Origin of the sequence: Sorangium sp. So ce448, assembly GCF_051520915.1 — a bacterium.
Taxonomy (GTDB): domain Bacteria; phylum Myxococcota_A; class Polyangia; order Polyangiales; family Polyangiaceae; genus Sorangium; species Sorangium cellulosum_B.
Map to the genome: position 1 here is coordinate 704,685 of NZ_CP150343.1, position 19,677 is coordinate 724,361.

A 19,677-nucleotide genomic window follows, 5' to 3' on the forward strand; every position below is an offset into this window, starting at 1 on the left:
AATACCTACGTGCGGTTACACGACGTGACGAATGCAAACGACGTTGCCCGCGCGGGGAGCTGCGCACCCGGCGCCTCCGTCGGCTGGTGCTTCGTGATGGTCTGGTGAGCGAGCGCTCCGCCCGGCCGGGCGCGCTGCTCACCGGTGCTCGGTGCGGCCTCCCCGCGCCGCTCCGCGCGGCGCCCCCTCCAGGAGGGCGCGCAGGTCGTGCGCGCAGCTCGCCAGGAGCCGCTCGACCGTGGCGCGGCCGTGCAGCTGCTCGCTGTACCTCCACTCGACGCGCAGCGAGGCGTCGACGACACTGCATACGACCTGGAACACGTGGCTGCGGGGCGACCGCGGGTCGCGCTCGGCGCCGGTCGACTCGTCGGCCTGCTTGAAGAGCGCGCTCTCCAAGAGCGCGCGCCCGCTGAGGTAGTCGAAGCTCACCTCGGGCCTCGGCGTGGCGCGCAGGCGCTGCGTCAGGGCGTCATCCGGGCCCAGGCAGCGCAGCGCGCCGTGCCCTAGGCCCCGCCCCGGCACCCGCGAGAGCGTGGCGTCGACCGCGGCCACGGCCGAACGCGCGTCGCCCGCGGTCCGCAGGTCGAGCCGCACCGGGCAGTCCGTGACGAGGCACCCCACCGTCCGCGTCAGGTCGAGCCCCCCGATCGGGTCCTCGCGGCCGAGCCTCCCGACGTCGACGAGCACCGGCCCGCGCGCGTACACGTTGAGCGCGCGGACGACCGGGGCGAGCAGCACGGACTCGGCGCTGGTCCCGAGCGACGGGACAACGTCGTGGAGCAGGCGCTGCGTGTCGGCTCGATCGAGGGTGAAGGCCGCCCGCTGGGTCGAGCCCTCGTCGTTCTGGCCGCCCTGGCGATCGAACGGCAGCCGCGCGGCGTCGCCCTCGAGGAGCGCGAGCCACACGTCGCGCTCGGAGAGCAGCGCGTCGGAGCGGGCGTACCGCGCGAGCGCCTCGACCCAGTCGCGGAACGAGGTCGGCACGCCCGGGAGGCGGATCGACTCGCCCCGGCGCAGCTGCAGGTACGCGGTCTGGAGCTCGTCGAGGAGGATCGCCCAGGAGAGCCCGTCGGCCACGAGCGCGTGGAGGAGGATGAGCAGCCGGCCCGCGCGCTTCGGGCCGAGATCCAGCCAGGCGAGGCGGAGCAACGGGCCGCGGGACAGGTCGAGGCTCGTCTGGAGCCGCGCGACGGCGGCCTCGATCGCGGCGCGCTGCTCGGGCTCGCGCACCGCCGACAGGTCGACCCGGGCCACCAGCGCGTCGTCGTGAGCGCTGCCGGCGTCGAGCGCCTGAAAGCCGTGCTCGCCAGGGCTGAACCGCGCGCGGAGCGCGTCATGGCGCACGAGCAGGTAGCGGAGCGCTCGCCCGAGCAGGTCGGGATCGAGGCGCTCGGGGGTCTCCACGAGCAGCGAGCGGTTCCAGTGGTGGGGCGCCGGCAACGGCAGCTCGAGGAGCCGCTGCTGGGTCGGCAGCAAGGGGAGCCGCCCGCCAGCAGCGGGCGGCGGCGGCGCGTCGGGGGCGGCGGTGGGCTCGGCGTCAGCACGCGCGGCCGACGTCGCGATTTGGGCGATCGTCTGGTGCTGGAACACGTCGCGGACGCTGAGCTCCAGGCCGGCCTGCTTCGCGCGGGAGACGAGGCGGACGGCGAGCATCGAGTCGCCGCCGCTGTCGAAGAAGCTGTCGTGGATGCTCGTCGGCGCTCGACCCAGGACCTCGGACCACACGTCGACGAGCGCGCGCTCGGCGGGCGTGCGCGGCGCGACCACGACGCCGGCGCTCCCGGGCCCGATGGGCGCGAGCGCGCGGCGGTCGACCTTCCCGCTCGGCAGCCGGGGCAGAGACTCGAGCAACGCGAAGCGCGAGGGGATCATGTACGCGGGCAGCTTTAGGCCGAGCCGCGCCCGCAGCTCGTCGACGCCCGGCGCGTGGCCCGGCGCGAGCACGACGTGGGCCTCGAGCTGGGCGCCCTCCGCGGCGCTGGCGCGGTACACGACGGCCGCCTCGCGTACGCCCTCGAGCTGCGCGATCACCGCCTCGATCTCGACGAGCTCGACGCGATGGCCCCGCAGCTTGATCTGGTCGTCGCGCCGGCCGAGGAACTCGAGGTTGCCGTCGGCGAGGAAGCGCGCCCTGTCGCCCGTGCGGTACATGCGCGCGCCGGGCTCGCCGACGAAGGGGTCCGGGAGGAAGGCGGCGGCGGTGGTCGAGGGCTGCGCGAGGTAGCCGCGCGAGAGGCCCGCCCCGCCGATGTAGAGCTCCCCTGCGGCCCCAGGCGGCACCGGCCGCAGCGCCGCGTCGAGGACGTACATCCGCACGTTGGTCAGCGGCCGCCCGATGGGGACGCGATCGACCGGCTCGTGGCCGGACGTCGTCGGGTCGAAGACGGACGCGGTGATCGTCGCCTCGGTCGGCCCGTATGCGTTCAGCCACCGCACGCGCGCGCCGATGCGCTCGCGCCAGCGCGCGAGCCGCGACGCGGAGACGGCCTCGCTGCCGGCGATCACGAGGCGCACCGACGGCGGCAGCGGGCGGGAGAGCGTCGGCAGCTCGTCGACCCACTCGTGCCAGTAGGACGCGGGCAGGTTGACGACGCTGACCTGGTTGCGCTCGACGAACGCGAGCAGGTCGGCCACGGCCTCGGCGGGCGCGTCGGGCCGCAGCACGAGCGTCGCGCCGCTCGCGAGCGTGGGGAAGATCTCCTCGGCCGCGACGTCGAACGCCAGCGAGGCGAAGTGCAGCACGCCATCGCCGGGGCCCACGCCGTAACGATCGAGGATTGCGTGCACGTGGTTCGCGAGCGCGCGGTGCGGCACCTCGACGCACTTCGGTCGGCCCGTCGAGCCGGACGTGAAGAGGGCGTAGGCGACGTTGTCCGGGCGCACCTTGCTCGCCGGCGGCGGGCTTACGGCGGGCGCCGCGTCCGGCTCGGGGGCATCGACGCAGACAAGGGGGGCGCCAGCGGGGAGGTCCGCCGCGAGGGCCGCCCGCGTCACCACCACCTGGGGCGCGACCTCGTCGAGCATCGCGTGGAGCCGCTGGCACGCCGCCGAAGGGGGGACCGGGACGTAGGCGCCGCCCGCCATGAGCACGCCGAGGAGCGCGACGATCGCCTCGACGGAGCGCTCGATGTACACGACGGCCCGGGCCTCCGTCCCGAACCCGAGCGCGCGCAGCCTTCGGGCGAGGCGCGACGCGCGCTGCTCCAGCTGCGCGTACGTGAGCGACTCGCGCTCTCCGACGAGCGCGACCGCGCTGGGGTGCCGCCGCGCGCTCCGCAGGAAGAGCTCATGGACCGGCAGCGGCTCGAACGGCTTGCGCTCGCCCGCGCTCCACGCCGCGAGCTTTCGCCCGTCGTCGGCGTCAGCGGGCAGCAGCTGGTCGAGCGGGCAGGAGGGGCCGTGCACGAGCCGCTCGAGCGCCTGCGCGAAGTCGCGCGCGAGCCGCGCCGCGGTCCGGGCGTCGAACAGCTCGGCGGCGTACACGAGCGCCCCGGCGAAGCCCTCGGCGCCGCGTTCGAGCCAGAGCGTCACGTCGAACTGCGTCATCTGGGCGCTGAGCTCCTGGAAGCTGACCTCGACCCCCTCGAACGCGCGCAGCGCGACGGGCTTGCCCTGGAGCGAGAACATCGCCTGGAAGAGCGGCGCGCGGCCGAGGTCGCGCGCCGGTTGGAGCGCATCGACGAGGACCTCGAAGGGGAGCTCCTGGTGCGCGTACGCGCCGAGGACCTCCTGGCGCACCCGCTCGAGGAGCTGGCGCGCGGTCGCGACGCCATCGAGCCGCGTGCGCAGCACGATCGTGTTCACGAAGCACCCGATGAGCCCCTCGACCTCCTTGTGGCCGCGGTTCGCGACGGGGGAGCCGACGGCGACGTCGGACTGGCCGGCGTGGCGCCCGAGCACGAGGCTGAAGGCGGCGAGCAGCACCATGAACGGCGTCATGTTCTCGCGCTGGCACATCGCCTCGAGCGCCTCGCTGAGCTCACGCGAGAGGGCGACGCGGTGCTCGGCGGAGCGGAGGCTGGGCGCCGCGGGGCGAGGTTTGTCGAGCGGCAGATCGAGCGGCTCGATCCCGTCGAGCTGCGCCTTCCACCAGTCGAGGTGCGGCTTCAGCGCCGGCCCCTCGACGCGTTCGCGCTGCCAGAGGGCGTAGTCGGCGTACTGGATCGGCAGCGGGGGCAGGCCCGCGGGCGCGCCGCGGCGGTGCGACGCATAGAGCGCCTCCATCTCGCTCGCGAGGATGCGCATCGACCAGCCGTCGGAGGCGATGTGGTGCATCACCATGACGAGCAGGTGCTCGTCGTCGGCGAGCCGGAGGAGCGTCACGCGCACGAGCGGTCCTTTCGCCAGATCGAACGGCCGTTCGACCTCCTCGGCGGCGAGCCGCGCCGCGGCCTCCTCGCGCGCGGCCTCCGGCAGCGCCCGCAGATCGACCTTCCGTACGGGCAGCGGCGCGGGGGGCGCGACGACCTGGTGGGGGCGGTTGCCGGTGGCGTGGAAGGTCGTCCGCAGCGACTCGTGCCGGCGCATGAGGTCGGCGAAGGTCGCCTCGAGCGCCTCGACGTCGAGCTCGCCCTTCAGCCGCGCGCACTGCGGCAGGTTGTAGGCGCTGCCGGGGGTGATCTGCTCGAGCGTCCACAGCCGCTGCTGCGAGGACGACAGCGGCAGCTCGCCGTCGCGGGGCGCCGGCCGGATGCCGGTCGTGGCGCCCACCTCGGCGCGCGGCTGCGCCTCGATGTAGGCGGCGAGCTTGGCCACGGTGTCGTGCTCGAAGACCGCCCGCAGCGGGGCCTCGACGCCAAGCTCGCTGCGCAGGCGCGAGAAGACCTGCGTCGCGAGCAACGAGTCGCCGCCCAGGTCGAAGAAGCCATCATTTATCCCCACGCGGGCGAACCCCAGGCACTCCTGCCAGATGGCGCTCACGCGGCGCTCGATCTCGGAGCGGGGCGCGACGAAGGCGACGCCGAGGTCCGGGCGGTCGTGCCGCGGGGCCGGGCTCGGGGCCGCGGTCGGCGGCGCAGCGCCGGCGGGCGAGGAGGGCCGCGGCGCAGCCGGCGCCGCGTCGTCGAGCCAGTACGGCTTGCGTTCGAAGGGGTAGGTCGGCAACGGGACGCGCCGTCGAGGGCCGCGGTGGATGCGTTGCCAGTCGACGTTCACGCCGCGTTGCCAGAGCTGGCCCAGCCCGCGCAGCGCGAGCACCTCGTCGTCGATCTGCTCGCGCGCCTGGCGCAGCGACGCGACGACGGCGCGACCCGGGTCGCACGCGGGGTGCTGGCGCGCCAGCGTGCTCAGCACGCGCCCGGGGCCGACCTCGAGGAGCGCGGCGCCGCGGAGCTCTAGCGCCCTGCGCAGGTTCTCGTCGAAGCGCACGGTCCCCAGCAGGTGCCGGGCCCAGTAGCGCGGATCGACCGCGTCGTCGGCCGAGAGATAGTCGCCGGTCACGTTCGAGAGGAACGGCAGCTCCGGCGCCGCGAGCCTCGCGCGCGACAGCACCTCGAGAAAGGGCGCGATCGCGGGCTCCATCATCGGCGAGTGGAAGGCGTGGGACGTGTGCAGCGGCCTGCCCTCGACGCCGCGCTCCGCGAGGCGCGCCTTCAGGGCGTCGATGGCGTCCGGCGGGCCCGACGCCACGCAGCGGGACGGGCCGTTGACGGCCGCGAGCGACAGGCGCGGGCCGAGCAAGGGGGCGAGATCGCGCTCGGCGAGCGGCACCGCGAGCATCGAGCCGCGGGGCATCGCTTCCATGAGCGCGCCGCGCGCGCTCACGATGGCGACGGCGTCTTCGAGCGAGAACACGCCCGCGATGCAGGCGGCCACGTACTCGCCGAGGCTGTGGCCGGCCATCGCGCGCGGGCGCACGCCGAAGGACTGCCACATGCGCGCGAGCGCGTACTCGACGGCGAACAGCGCCGGCTGCGCCATCGCCGTCCGCGCGAGCCGCGCCTCGGCCTGCTCGCGATCGCGCTCGGGCGGGTAGAGCGCGCCGAGCAGGTCGCCCTTGAGGTGCCGCCGGAACAGCTGCGCGCACCGCTCGAGCTCGGCGCGGAACGTCGGCTCCCGCTCGAAGAGCGCGCGGCCCATGCCCACGTACTGCGTGCCCTGGCCGGAGAACAGGAGCACGACGCCGTGGTCGCCGGGCTCGGCCACCGCGCCCGCGGGCTCGCCCGCGAGCGCGGCGATCGCCTCTTCGCGGCTCTCGCACACGAGCCCGAAGCGGTGCGGCATCTGCCGGCGGCCCACCTGCAGCGTGAACGCCACGTCCGCGAGCGACTGCTCGGGGCGGCGCTCGAGGTGCGCGGCGAGGTTGTTCGCGGCCGCGCGCAGCGCCGAGGCCGTCCGGGCGGACAGCGTGAGGAGCGCCGGACCGGCCGCGTCGCCCGCGGGCGTTCGCGGGGGAGCCTCCTCCAGCACGGCGTGCGCGTTGGTGCCGCCGATGCCGAACGAGCTCACGCCGGCGCGCCGTGGGGCGCCGTTCGCCGGCCACGGCGCGAGGCGCGCGTTCACGTAGACCGGCGCGTCGTCGAAATCGATCTGCGGGTTCGGCTGCTCGAAATGAAGGCTGGGGGGGATCTCCTTGTGCTCGAGCGCGAGGACCGATTTGATGAGCCCCGCCACGCCCGCCGCCGTATCGAGGTGGCCGATCGACGTCTTCACCGACCCGATCGCGCAGAAGCGCTTTCGCGAGGTCGTCCGTGCGAAGGCCTCGCGGAGCGCCGCGATCTCGATCGGGTCGCCGAGCGGCGTGCCCGTCCCGTGCGCCTCGACGTAGCCGATGGTGTCGGCGCTCACGCCTGCGAGGGCGTGCGCCAGCGCGATGACCGTGGCCTGGCCGCCGACGCTGGGCGCGGTGAACCCCACCTTGCGCGAGCCGTCGTTGTTGATCGCCGTGGCGCGGAGGACCGCGCGGATGTGGTCGCCGTCCTCGAGCGCGTCTTCGAGCCGCTTCAGCGCGACCAGGCCGACGCCGCTGCCCTCGACGGTGCCACGCGCGCGCGCGTCGAAGGCGCGGCACTTGCCGTCGGGGGCGAAGATGCCGCCCTCTTGATAGAGGTAGCCGGCGGCCTCCTGCGCGCGGATCGAGACGCCGCCCGCGAGCGCCAGGTCGCACTGGCCGGCGAGCAGGTGCAGGCAGGCCATGTGCACCGCGACGAGCGACGTCGAGCAGGCCGTCTGTACGCTGACGCTCGGCCCGCGCAGGTCGAGCTTGTAGGCGAGGCGGGTCGTGAGGAAGTCGCTCAGGCCGCCGATCGCGAGCTTGAGCAGGCCCTCGGGCGCGCCGCCGCTACGCGCGAGCGCACCCAAGAGGTACGTGCTCATGCTCGCGCCGGCGAAGACGCCGATGCTCCCGGGGTAGCGCTGCGCGTCGTACCCCGCGTCCTCGAGCGCCTCCCACGCGCACTCCAGGAAGAGCCGATGTTGCGGGTCGGTCAGCTCCGCCTCGCGCGGCGTGAAGTCGAAGAACTCCGCGTCGAAGTCGGCGGTGCCCTCGAGCGCGCCGCGCGCGCGGACGTAGCCGGGCTGGGCGAGCGTCGACGGCGCCACGCCGGCGGCGAGCAGCTCGTCGTCGGTGAACGTCGACACGGCGTCGATGCCGCGCCGCAGGTTCTCCCAGAACTCGTCGGCGTTCCGGCTCTTCGGGAAGCGGCACCCGATGCCGATGACGGCGACGCCCTCGGTCGCGAATCCGTCGCTCGGGCTGCTCATCAGAGCTTCACCTTTCTGGCCATGCGGCGCAGCCGGTCAGCGCCCTGCCGCTGGCGTTCCACGGCGCTCGCCGCGAGCTCCGGGCGCTCGGGGGCCTCCGCTCCCGCGGGCGTCGCCACGTACGCGGCGAGCGCCGCGACCGTGGGGTGGGCGAACAGCGCGACGATCGGCACCTCGCGCCCGAGCGTCTCGAGCAGCTTGCCCTGCACGCGCGCGATGAGCAGCGAGTTACCGCCGAGGTCGAAGAAGTTGTCGTCGCGCCCCACCCGGTCGAGGCCGAGCTCGCGCTGCATCACCTCGGCGATGCGCGCCTCGACGTCGCCCTGCGGCGCCGCGAACGCCGCGCGCTGCTCCTGCCGCTGGCTCGGCGGCGCCGGCAGCGAGCGCCGGTCGATCTTGCCGCTGACGGTCAAGGGCAGCGCGTCGAGCGTGACGAACGCCGAGGGCATCATGTATTCGGGCAGCCTCTGGCGCAGGGACGCCCGGACGTCCTCGAGGAGCCTCGCCTGCGCCTCGACCTCGCGCGCAGCGTGATCGCGCGGCGTGATGTACGCGATCAGGCGCTGGTCGCTCGCCTCCTCGCGCCGCGCCACGACGGCCGCCTCGCGCACCCCCGGGCACGCGCGCAGCGCGGCCTCGATTTCGCCCAGCTCCACGCGGTAGCCGCGGATCTTCACCTGGTCGTCGACGCGCCCGATGTACTCGAGCAGCCCGTCGGGCCGGTACCTGCACAGGTCGCCCGTGCGGTACACGCGGGCGCCGTGCCGCCCGCTGAACACGTCGGGCAGGAAGCGCTCGGCGGTGATGTCGGGCCGGCGAAGGTAACCGCGCGTGACCCCCTCGCCGCCGATCCACAGCTCGCCGGGGAAGCCAGGCGGCACGGGCACGCCGTTGCCGTCGACGAGGTAGAGCTCCGTGTTGATGAGCGGTCCGCCGATGGGCACGGAGTCCCCGACGACCTCCACGAGGTGAGTTGTCGAGTAGATCGTCGTCTCGGTCGGGCCGTAGCAGTTCACGAGCGCGCCGGGCAGGAGCGCGCGCAGCCGCGCGGCGAGCCCAGGCAGGAACGCCTCGCCGCAGAGCAAGAACGAGCGCACCCGCCCGAGCGCGCGCTCGGCGCCCGGCTGGTCGACGAGCAGCGCCGCGCGCGACGGCGTGCACTGCATGTGCGTGACCTCGTATCGCTCGATCTGCTCGGCTATGGACGCGCTCGCGTAGCGATCCTCGGACCGCACGACCACGTGGTACCCGCGCGTCAGCGGCCACAGGAGCTCGGTCACGGAGATGTCGAACGTGTAGTTCGTGACCGCGAGCCAGGTGCCCGGCTCGCCTGCGCCGATGCGCTCAGCGAGCTCGGCGAAGTGGTTCACCAGGTTGCGGTGCTCGATCATCACCCCCTTCGGCCGGCCCGTCGATCCCGAGGTGTACAGCACGTAGGCCAGGTTCCGCGGCGTCGCGCGGCGAGCGCGCGGCGGCAGATCGCTCGACGGTTCGAGCTCGTCGACGAAGAGCTGGTGCGCCGCGCCGAGCGGCAGCCGCGCGCCGAGGGCCCGCGTGGTCAAGGCAGCCGCGGGCCGGGCCTCGTCGAGCACCAGCGCGATCCGATCCGCCGGGTGATCGGGCTCGATCGGCAGGTACGCTGCCCCGGCCTTCAGCACCCCGAGCAGCGCGACGAGCATGTCCGCGGAGCGCTTGAGGCAGACCGCGACGAGGTCGTCTGGGCCGACGCCAGCCGCCTGCAGGGCGCGGCCGACGCGCTCGGCCCGCCGATCGAGCTCGCGGTAGGTGAGGCGCGTGTCCTCGAAGGACAGGGCGGGCGCGTCCGGCGTGCGCTCCACCTGCGCCTCGATGAGCTCGTGCACGCAGACGCCCGCGGGCACATCGGCGCGCGTCGCGTTGCGCTCGACGAGCAGCAGCCGGCGCTCGTCGTAGCCCATCAGCGACGCGAGCTCGTACCGCTCGTCGGGGCGCGCGGCCATCGCCGCGAGCGCCGTCGCGTACGCCGCGCCGAGCGCCGCGACCGCGTCGCCGTCGAGCCGGTCCGCGTCGTAGTTGAGCGTGAGCTCCAGCCCGCCCTTCACCGGGTCGACGTTGAACGTGCTCGTCAGCGGCAGGTCGAGCAGCTCGACCGCGCGCACGGGCCCGGCGAGGCGCACGTCGCTGATGCCGATCACGGCCTCGTACACGTGGAAATGCACGTAGTTGAAGAGCGCCTCGAAGGGCGGCCGGCCCCCGAGGTCCTGCTGCAGGCGGGCCATGGGGTAGCGGCGGAAGGGGTGCGCCTCGCGCTCGGCGGCGAAGGTCTGCCGGACGAGGTCGCGCCACGTACCGCCGGCCAGCCGCTGCCGCAGCGGCGCGCTGTTGAGGAAGAGCCCCAGCGTGCGCTCGCTGTCGCTCGCCTCGGGGCGCCCGTTCCAGACGATGCCTGTGGTCACGTCGGCGCTGCCGGAGGCCAGGCTCAGCACCCTCAGGTGCGCCGCGAGCAGCACGCTCTTGAGCGGCACGGCCGCCGCGCGCGCGAGCTCACGCAGGCCCTCGGCGAGCGAGGGATCGAGCGAGACGGGGTGGCGCGCGACGCCGCGCTGCCCGTCCTTCGCCGCGCGCGCCGGGAGGTTGCGCGTGAGCGATTCGGGCTCGATCCCCTCGAGCTTGCCCCTCCAGAACAGGCGGGCTTGCTCCGAGCGGAGCGTCTGCCGCTCGAGCATCACGAACTCGCGGTACGGACGCGGCGGCGGCGGAAGGGGCAGCGGCGCGCCTCGGCGCGCCGCCACGTAGCGCTCGAGCAGCTCGGTGACCATCGAAGCGACGCTCCAGCCGTCCAGGATCGCGTGGTGGAAGACCAGGCTGAGCTGCACCGTCTCGTCGGTTCGACGGTGCAACGTTACGCGCAGCAAGGGCGGGCTCGCCCAGGGGAAGGGTCGGCGCCGTTCGCCTTCGAGCCAGTCGTCGAGCCACGCCTCCTGCTCGGAGGCCGGCACATGCCGCAGGTCGTCGACGGTGAGCGGCGTCGCGGCCGCGCGGTGGACGATCTGCAGAGGCTCGTCGTAACGGACGAAGTCGAACGAGGTGCGCAGCAGGGAGTGCCGCTCGATGACCGCGCAGAGCGCCTGCTCGAAGCGCGCGACGTCGAGCTCCATCTCGAGGTGGAAGCTGAACGCGTCGTGGTACAGCGCCGAACCCGCGTCACGTTGGCTGTGGAAGAGCATCCCCGCCTGGAGCATCACGATCGGGTAGGCGTCCTCCGCGTCTTCGGGCATCCGCGCGCGATCGCGCTCGGAGATCATCGAGAACGGCGCGACGTCGCCCTCCTCCTTCGCGAGGCCGGCCCCGTCGTGCGTCGCCCCGGCGAGGGCGCGGATGGTCTGGTGCTGCAGCAGCGCGTCGACGGTGACGCCGAGCCCGTGCTCCTGCGCGCGCGCCACCACCTGGATGGCGCGGATCGAGTCGCCTCCAGCGTCGAAGAAGTTGTCGTCGACGCCGACCTCATCGACGCGCAGCACCTCGGCCCAGACCGCCGCCAGCACCTCCTCGTTGGCGGTGCGCGGCGCCGTCCGCGCGCGGCGCGCGCCGAGCGCCGCGGTCGCCGGCGCAGGCAGCGCGCGGTGATCCACCTTGCCGTTGCGCGTCAGCGGGAACTCCGAGAGCGTCACGAAGGCCGACGGCGTCATGTACGCCGGCAGGCGCTGCTGCAGGTGACGCCGCAGCTCGTCGGCCGCGAGGTCGCCCGCGCCCTCCTGCGCGATCAGGTAGGCGACGAGCATCTTCTGGCCTGGCTCGTCGTCGCGCGCGGCGACGAGCGCCTCACGCACGCCCGGGTGCGCGCGCAGCGCCGCCTCGACCTCGCCCGGCTCGATGCGGAAGCCGCGCACCTTGACCTGCCGATCGATGCGGCCCAGGTACTCGATCGTGCCGTCCGGCAGCAGCCGCGCGCGGTCGCCCGTGCGGTAGAGCCGCGCGCCCGGCTCGCCGCTCACGGCGTCCGGCACGAAGCGCTCGGCGGTGAGCGCAGGGTGGTTGATGTACCCGCGCGCCAGCCCGGCGCCTCCGACGCAGAGCTCGCCCGGCATGCCGGGCGGCAGCGGCCGCAGGCGCTCGTCGAGCACGTAGACGCGCGTGCCCGAGATCGGCGTGCCGATGGGCACCGAGAAGCCCGGAGCGAGCGACTCGGCCGAGAGGGTGTGGCAGCACGAGAACGTCGTGTTCTCGGTCGGCCCGTACCCGTTGATGAGCCGGCAGCGCGGGAAGCGCTCGACGAACCTGCGCACGCTCGCGGGCGAGAGCACGTCGCCGCCCGCAAGGAGCTGGCGCAGGGGCGCGAGCCCCTCGATGTGACCGTCCACCATCTGGTGGAAGAGCCCCGCGGTCAGCCAGAGCGTGGTGACGCCCGCGCGCTCGATGAGGTCGCCGAGCTCGCGCAGCGACGGCACGCGCGGCGGGAAGATCACGAGCCGCGCGCCGTTGAGGAGCGCGCCCCAGATCTCCAGCGTCGACGCGTCGAACGCGAGCGGCGCCATCTGCAGCAGCGTCTCGTCGGGCCCGAGGTGCATGAAGCTCGGCTCGCGCACGAGCCGCACGATCGCGCGGTGCGGCACCGAGACGCCCTTCGGGCGACCCGTGGATCCCGAGGTGTAGAGCACGTACGCCTCGGCGTCGGCGCCGAGCGCGACGTCGGGGGCGTGCTCGGGTTGGGCGTCGAAAAGCGGCGCGTCGGTGTCGACGCACACGACGTGGATCCACTGCGCGGGCAGGTCGTCGGCCAGCGTCGAGGTCGCGACCACGACCTGCACTCGGGCGTCCTCGATCTGGTACGCGAGGTGCTCGGCGGGGTGGGACGGGTCCAGCGGGACGTAGGCGCCGCCGGCCTTGAGGATGCCGAGGAGGCCCACCGCCATCTCCAGCGAGCGCTCGAGCAACAGGCCCACCCGGACCTCGGGACCGACGCCGAGCGCGCGCAGGTGGTGCGCCAGCCGGTTCGCGCGGCGCTCGAGCTCCCCGTACGTCACGCGCGCGTCCTCGAACTCGAGCGCCGCCGCGCCGGGCGCCGCCGCGGCCGCGGCGGCGAACAGCTCGTGGACGAGGGCGTCGCTGCGGGGCCGCGCGGCGGCCGCGTTGACGGCCTCGACGCGCCGGAGATCGTCCTCCGTCGTGAGCTCGAGGTCCGACAGTCGCCGGAGGGGGTCGGCCGCAGTCTGCTCGGCGACGCGCAGGAAGTGCGACCAGAGCCGCTCGATCGTCGCCTCGTCGAACAGGTCGGTGCTGTACTCGGCGCGCACCGTGAGCCCCTCGGGACCGGGGCGCATGTCGAGCAGCACGTCCCAGCGCGCGACCGCGTCGGCGTCCCGCTCGATCGGCTCGGCGCGCAGCCCTGGCAGATCGAGCGCCGGCAGAGGCGCGTTCTGCAGCACGAGCTTGTACTGGAACAGCGGCTGACCGCTCGCGTCGCGCTCGGCGCGGAGCGCCCGCACGACGTGCGCGAAGGGCGCGTTCTGGTGTGCGTAGGCGTCGAGCACCGTCGCGCGCACCCTCGCGAGCAGCTCGCGGAACGAGGGGGAACCCGAGAGATCGGAGCGCAGCACGAGCTGGTTCGTGAAGAATCCGATGAGCCCCTCGGTCTCGGTCTGGTTGCGGCTCGCGATGTCGGTGCCGACCGCGATGTCGTCCTGCCCGCTGTGGCGCTGCAGGACGACGTTGAAGACGGCGAGCAGGGCCATGAAGAGCGTGCACCCCTCGCGCCGGCTCATCGCCTCGAGCGCGTCGGTCAGCGGCTTCGGCAGCGTGAGGTAGCGGTTGCGACCGCGGAACGACTGGACGGGCGGCCGCGGCCGGTCGGCGCGGATCTGCAGGCGAGGCAGCCCTTCGAGCTGCCGGCGGAAGTAGTCGATCTGCCGTTCGAGCTCGCCGGCCTCGAGCCAGCGCCGCTGCCAGACCGCGTAGTCGCTGTACTGCACGGTCAAGGCGGGCAGCGCCGGCGGCCTTCCATCGAGCGACGCGGCGTAGAGCGCGCCGAGCTCTCGCACGAATACGCCGAGCGACCAGCCGTCGGCGACGACGTGGTGCATCGTCACGAGCAAGACGTGCTCGCGGTCCCCGAGGGCGAGGAGCGTCGTCCGCAGGAGCGGCCCCTCGACGAGATCGAAGGGCTGCTCGGCCTCGCGCCGCTCGAGCTCGCGCGCTCGCGCCTCGCGGTCGGCCTCCGGGAGCGCGCGGAGGTCTTCGCGCCGCAGCGCGACGGGCGCAGGCGGCAGCACGATCTGCACGCCACCCGGACCGTCGGCGCGGAGGACGGTGCGCAGCGCCTCGTGCCGCGCCACGAGCTCGGTCATGGCACGCTCGAGCGCCGCGGCGTCGAGCGCGCCGTGCAGCCGCACGGCGATCGGCATGTTGTAGACAGCTGTGCCCGGCGCGAGCTGCTCGAAGAGCCAGAGGCGCTCCTGCGCGAACGACAGGGGTGCCGGCCCCTGCGCCTCGCGCCTCACGAGCGGCGGCGCGCCCTTCGCCCCGGCGGCGCGCGCCGCCTCGATCCGCGCCGCGAAGGCGCGCACCGTCGGCGCCTCGAAGAGCGCCTGCAAGGGCACGTCGACCCCGAAGGCGCCGCGCACGCGCGACATGAGCTGCGTCGCGAGGAGCGAGTGGCCGCCCATCGCGAAGAAGTCGTCGCTCGCTCCGACGCGCTCACGCCCCAGCACCGTCGTCCAGAGCTGCACGAGCACCTCCTCGACGGGCGTGCGCGCACGCCCGTCGTCGCTCTCGGCAACGCTCGGCGAGAGCTCGGCGAGAGCGCGCCGATCGAGCTTGCCGCTCGGGCCGAGGGGCAGCGCTTCGACGACGACGAACCACGCGGGGACCATGTACGCCGGCAGCCGCGCGGCGAGGTGCTCCCGCAGCTCGCGGGCGCTCGGGTTTCCGCCTTCGCGGGGCGCGACGTAGGCGACAAGGGCCGGATCGCCCGGCGGTTGCGCCTGCAGGAGGACGGCGGCGTCGCGTACGGCGGCGTGCTGCGAGAGCGCGAGCTCGATCTCCGACAGCTCGATCCGGAAGCCGCGCAGCTTGACCTGGTGGTCGGTCCGGCCGAGGAACTCGATCGCCCCATCAGGGCGGTAGCGCGCGAGGTCGCCCGTGCGGTAGAGCCGCGCGCCCGGCTCGTCGCCGAAGGGGTCCGGCACGAAGCGCTCCGCCGTCAGCGCGGGCCGGCCGAGGTAGCCGCGCGCCACCCCGACGCCGCCGATGTACAGCTCTCCCGGCACGCCGATCGGCACCGGTTGACCGGAGGCGTCGAGCAGGCGGATGTGGTTGCCGGCGATCGGATACCCGATCGGAACGAGCGCCTCGTCGCGGCCACGCTCGCACTCCCACGCGGTGACGTCGACGGCGGCCTCGGTCGGCCCGTACAGGTTGTGGAGCCTGGCGCTGCCGGCGCGCGCGAGGAAGCGAGACGCGAGATCGGCGTCGAGCGCCTCGCCGCTGCAGATCACGTGGCGGAGGCTCGGAGGGAGCGCTCGCCCGCCCTGCTCGTCGAGGAACGTGCGCAGCATGGAGGGCACGAAGTGCGCGACCGAGATCCGGCGCTCGTCGATGGTGCGCGCGAGGTAGGCGCTGTCGCGGTGCCCCCCGGGCCGGGCCACCACGAGGCAGGCCCCAGCGACCAGGGTGCCGAAGAGCTCCCATACCGACACGTCGAAGCTGAAGGGGGTCTTCTGCAGGACGCGATCGCTCGCCTCGAGCAGCCCCGCGGTCTGCATCCACATCAGGCGGTTGACGACCGCGCCGTGCGCGTTGACGGCGCCCTTGGGCCGCCCGGTCGAGCCCGAGGTGAAGATGACGTACGCGGCGTTGTCGGGGCCGGCCGAGGGGGGCAGGGCGCGGTCGCTCTGCGCGGCGATCACGTCCCGCTGGGCGTCGAGGCACACGACGGTGGAGCCAGCGGGCGGCAGCGTGTCGACGAGCCGCCGCTCGGTGAGCAGCACCGGAGCCGCAGCGTCCTCGAGCATGACGCGGAGGCGCTCGGGCGGGTACGAGGGGTCGAAGGGCACGTACGCCCCGCCGGCCTTCAGGATGGCCAGCAGGCCGACGACCAGCTCGATCGAGCGCTCGAGGCAGACGCCCACGGGCACCTCGGGGCCGACCCCCAGCTCACGCAGGTACCAGGCGAGCTGGTTGGCGCGGCGGTCGAGCTCTGCGTAAGTGAGCGCCTCTCCCTCGAACTCGAGCGCGGTGGCCGTCGGCGCGCGCGCGACCTGCATCGCGAAGTGGTCGTGGAGGGTGGGCGCTGGGCGCAAGGGCGCACCGGCGCGGGCGTTCCACGCGACGATCGCGCGCTGCTCTGCCTCCGTGAGCAGCGGCAGCGCGCCGATCGCGCGCTCGGGCGCCGCCGTCACGCCCGCAAGGAGCACCCGGAGGTGGCCGAGCATCCTGTCGACGGTGCCCTCGTCGAACAGGTCGGCGTTGAACTCGATCGAGGCGACGAGCTCGTCGCCGACCCTGGCCATCGCGAGCGTGAGATCGAACTGGGCGCCGCGGCGCGCGAGCGGCGTGGGTTCGAGGCGCAGGCCGCCCACGCGCAGGGGCTCGCCCTCGACGTCGAGCGCCAGGGCCGCGAGCGCCTGCGCGCCCGCCGTTTGTGGCTGCTGCAGCACGAACATCACCTGGAAGATCGGTGAGCGCGACGCGTCGCGCTCCGGCGCGAGCCGCTCGACCAGGGCGGCGAAGGGCACGTCCTCATGCTCGAGCCCGCGCAGCACGGTCTGCCGCGTCGCGCCGAGGAGCTCCACGAACGTCAGCGTCGGCGCGAGGCGCGCGCGCAGCGCGATCGGGTTGGCGACGTAGCCGACCAGGCTCGCGAGGCCGGGCCGCGCCCGGCCCGTCGTCGGCGAGCCGATGAGGATGTCGCGCTGGCCGGTGTAGCGGTGCAGCAGGGCCGAGAACGCCGCCAGCAGCGTCATGTAGGGCGTCGCGCCCTGGTCGCGCGCGAGCGCGTAAACCGCGTCGGTGAGCGCGCGGCCGAGCCGCGCGTGACGCACGCCGCCCCGGAAGGTCTGCACGGCGGGGCGAGGTCGGTCGGTCGCCAGCTCGAGGACGGGCAGCGGCCCGGCGAGCTGCTCTTGCCAGTACGCCCACGCGGCGGCGGCCTCCGCGGAGGCGAGCGCGCGGCGTTGCCAGTCCACGAAGTCGGGCAGCTGCACCGCGGGGGCGAGCGCCGGGGGCGGAGCGCCCGCGCTCGCTGCCTCGTAGAAGGCCGCGAGCTCGTTGACCATCACCGACAGCGACCAGAAGTCGGTGATCATGTGGTGCATCGCGAGCAGGAGCACGTGCTCGTCGCGAGCGCGCGTCCAGACGCGCGCGCGCATCAACGGACCCCGGCGCAGGTCGAACGGCCGGTCCGCCTCCTGCTCGATCCGTCGCCGCAGCTCCGCCTCGTCGAGGCCGGCGGCGTCCTCGTGATCGAGGCTCACGACGGCGCTCGGCGCGACCCGCTGCCACGGCTCGCCGCCTTCGGCGTCGAAGGTCGTGCGGAGCGCCGCGTGCCTGTCGACGAGCGCTTGGAACGCGCGCCGCAGGGCCTCGACGTCGAGCTGCGACCGGACGCGGACGGCGCGCGCGACGTGGTATGCCGTGCTCGCGGGCGCGAGCTCGTGGAGGAACCACAGCGCGCGCTGGCCGTGCGAGAGCGGCCTCGCGCCGCCCGTCTCCGCGACCGCCGCGGGCGCCTCTGCGCTGGGCGCCGCGGAGCGGTCGGCCTGCACCAGCGCGGCGAGCTCGTCGAGGCTCACGCCCTGGAGGAGCGCCGGGAGGGGGACGACGACGCCGACCGCCCGCGCGATCTCGTCGCGCAGCTCGAGGCTCTGCAGCGAGTCGAGCCCGTAACGCGTGAGCGACGCGCGCGGATCGACGGCGTCGGCGCGCAACCCGAGCAGCGACGCGACCCGATCGCGGAGCCACGCCGACGTGTCGGCGCCGGGTCCTCCGGCCGCCGTGCCGGCGCCCGGAGCGGGCGCTTTTGTGGGCGCGACCGCCGCCCCGCCGCCGCTCTGCGTCTCGCTCCGCCACGCGGCGAGCACCGAGAGCGAGCCGTCGAGGAAGCCCGCGCGGCTGGCGTAGCGTTGGATCTTGCCGCTGGAGGTCTTGGGGATCGACCCGGGCTCGACGAGCACGACCTCATGAACGGAGATCTGGTGCTCCTCGGCGATCGCTTGCGCGACGCCGTGGGCCACGTCGCCGGACGGCGCGCCGGACCGCGGGTTCACCTCGGCCACGACGACGACGCGCTCTTCGCCGTCGACGACGATCGAAAACGCTGCGCTGCACCCGGGCCGAACGGCCGGGTGGCTCTCTTCGGCCGTCTTTTCGATGTCCTGGGGGTAATAGTTACGGCCGCGCAGGATGATGATGTCCTTGAGCCGGCCGGCGATGTAGAGCTCACCGTCGCGCAGCAGGCCGAGGTCGCCGGTGCGCAGGTACGGCCCCTCGCCCGAGGCGAGGCGGGCCCCGAAGGTGCGCGCCGTCTCTTCCTCGCGCCCCCAGTAGCCCATCGCCACGCTCGGGCCCGACATCCAGATCTCCCCGATCCTCCCCGGGCTGCAGGGCGTCGCCGTCTCCGGGTCGACGATGAGCATCGACTGGCCGGCGAGCGTCGTACCGCAGCTCACGAGCGCGACATCGCCCTCGCTTGGCTGCTCGCTCGCGACGCCGCGCCGCTCGCGCAGCGCCGCCCCGTCGAAGCGCTGCACGCGCGCCGGCTCGGCCTTCAGGCCGCCCGCCGAAAGGAGCGTCGCCTCGGCTAGGCCATAGCAGGGGTAGGACGCCTCTCTCCGGAAGCCGGCGGGCGCGAACGCGCGCGCGAAGCGATCGAGCGTCTCCGGGCGAATGGGCTCGGCGCCGCAGAAGGCCACGTCCCACGTGCTCAGATCGAGCCCCGCGAGCTCCTCGGACTTCACCTTGCGCGCGCAGAGGTCGAAAGCGAAGTTCGGCCCTCCGGCGCAGGTGCCGCGGTGGCGCGTGATGGCCTGTAACCAGCGCAGCGGCCGCTGCAGGAAGGTGATGGGCGAGAGCAGGACTCCGTGGAAGTTGTTGTACAGCGGCTGGAGGATGCCGCCGATAAGCCCCATGTCGTGGTACGGCGGCAGCCAGTTCACCGCCACCGACCGCTCGTCCAGCTCGAACCACTCGCCGATGAGCTGCGAGTTGTGCATGAGGTTCGAGTGCGTCACCATCACGCCCTTCGGCGTCCCGGTCGAGCCCGACGTGTATTGGAGGAACGCCAGCGTCTCGCCCGCCACGTCGGGCTCGCGCCAGGCATTTTCGCAGCCTGGAGCGAGCTCGTCAGTCGCCAGCCAGGGGTGCGCGGCGAGCTCTGGCGCCTGCGCGCCGAGGACATCCACCATGGACTTGATCATCGCGGTCGTGAGGAACACCTGCGCGCGCGCGTTCGCGACGATGGCCTGCAGGCGCGGCAACGACCTGTTGAGTCGCCCGGGGTCCGGCGGATACGCGGGCACAGCGACGAGCTTCGCGTACGCGCACCCGAGGAACGCCGCGATGTAGTCGAGCCCCGGCGGATAAAGGAGGACGGCGCGCTCGCCCTCCGGGAAGCGCTGCTGCAAGGTCGCGGCGATGGCGCGCGCGCGGCGGTCGAGCTCCGCGTACGTGATCTGCTGCTCATCGGCGTCGCTGGCCTCTACGAAGGTGAAGGCCACGGCGTTCGGCTGTTCGTGAGCCCACTGCCTCAGGCAGTGCAAGAGCGTTGAAAAACGGGGCTTCGCCGTCGTGCGTTGAGGGTGTCGCATCTGATCCTGTTTTTCGCGCTGCCCCAGATAGAAGGGCTCTGCCATTCAAAGGCATCACTCGATGAAGGGGGCCAAGGTTAGGCGGCGGCCTCGAGGTTGACCACGTCGTAATCTTGCTTAGTCTATAACCTTACATGTTGTCGTGAGAGTACCAATTTGCATGTCGTGAAACTAGATGATTACATAAATATTGTAA

2 protein-coding genes are annotated in these 19,677 nt (G+C 73.7%); both read right to left on the minus strand.

Going from position 1 to position 19,677, the window contains the following annotated elements:
- Positions 1-138: 138 nt before the first annotated feature.
- On the minus strand, positions 139-7,701 hold the full coding sequence (locus tag WMF45_RS02710) for an amino acid adenylation domain-containing protein (protein WP_437715401.1): 7,563 nt from the start codon (positions 7,699-7,701) through the stop codon (positions 139-141).
- A complete protein-coding gene (locus tag WMF45_RS02715) occupies positions 7,701-19,481 on the minus strand; it encodes an amino acid adenylation domain-containing protein (RefSeq protein ID WP_437715402.1) in 11,781 nt (3,926 codons plus the stop codon). Before WMF45_RS02715 ends, WMF45_RS02710 begins: the two co-directional genes overlap by 1 nt.
- Positions 19,482-19,677 lie beyond the last annotated feature (196 nt).

What these genes read in the sequence shown, in the direction of transcription:
- WMF45_RS02710 (WP_437715401.1), bottom strand. Translation starts at nt 7,701, where the DNA reads ATGAGCAGCCCGAGCGACGGATTCGCGACCGAGGGCGTCGCCGTCATC.
- WMF45_RS02715 (WP_437715402.1), bottom strand. Translation starts at nt 19,481, where the DNA reads ATGCGACACCCTCAACGCACGACGGCGAAGCCCCGTTTTTCAACGCTC.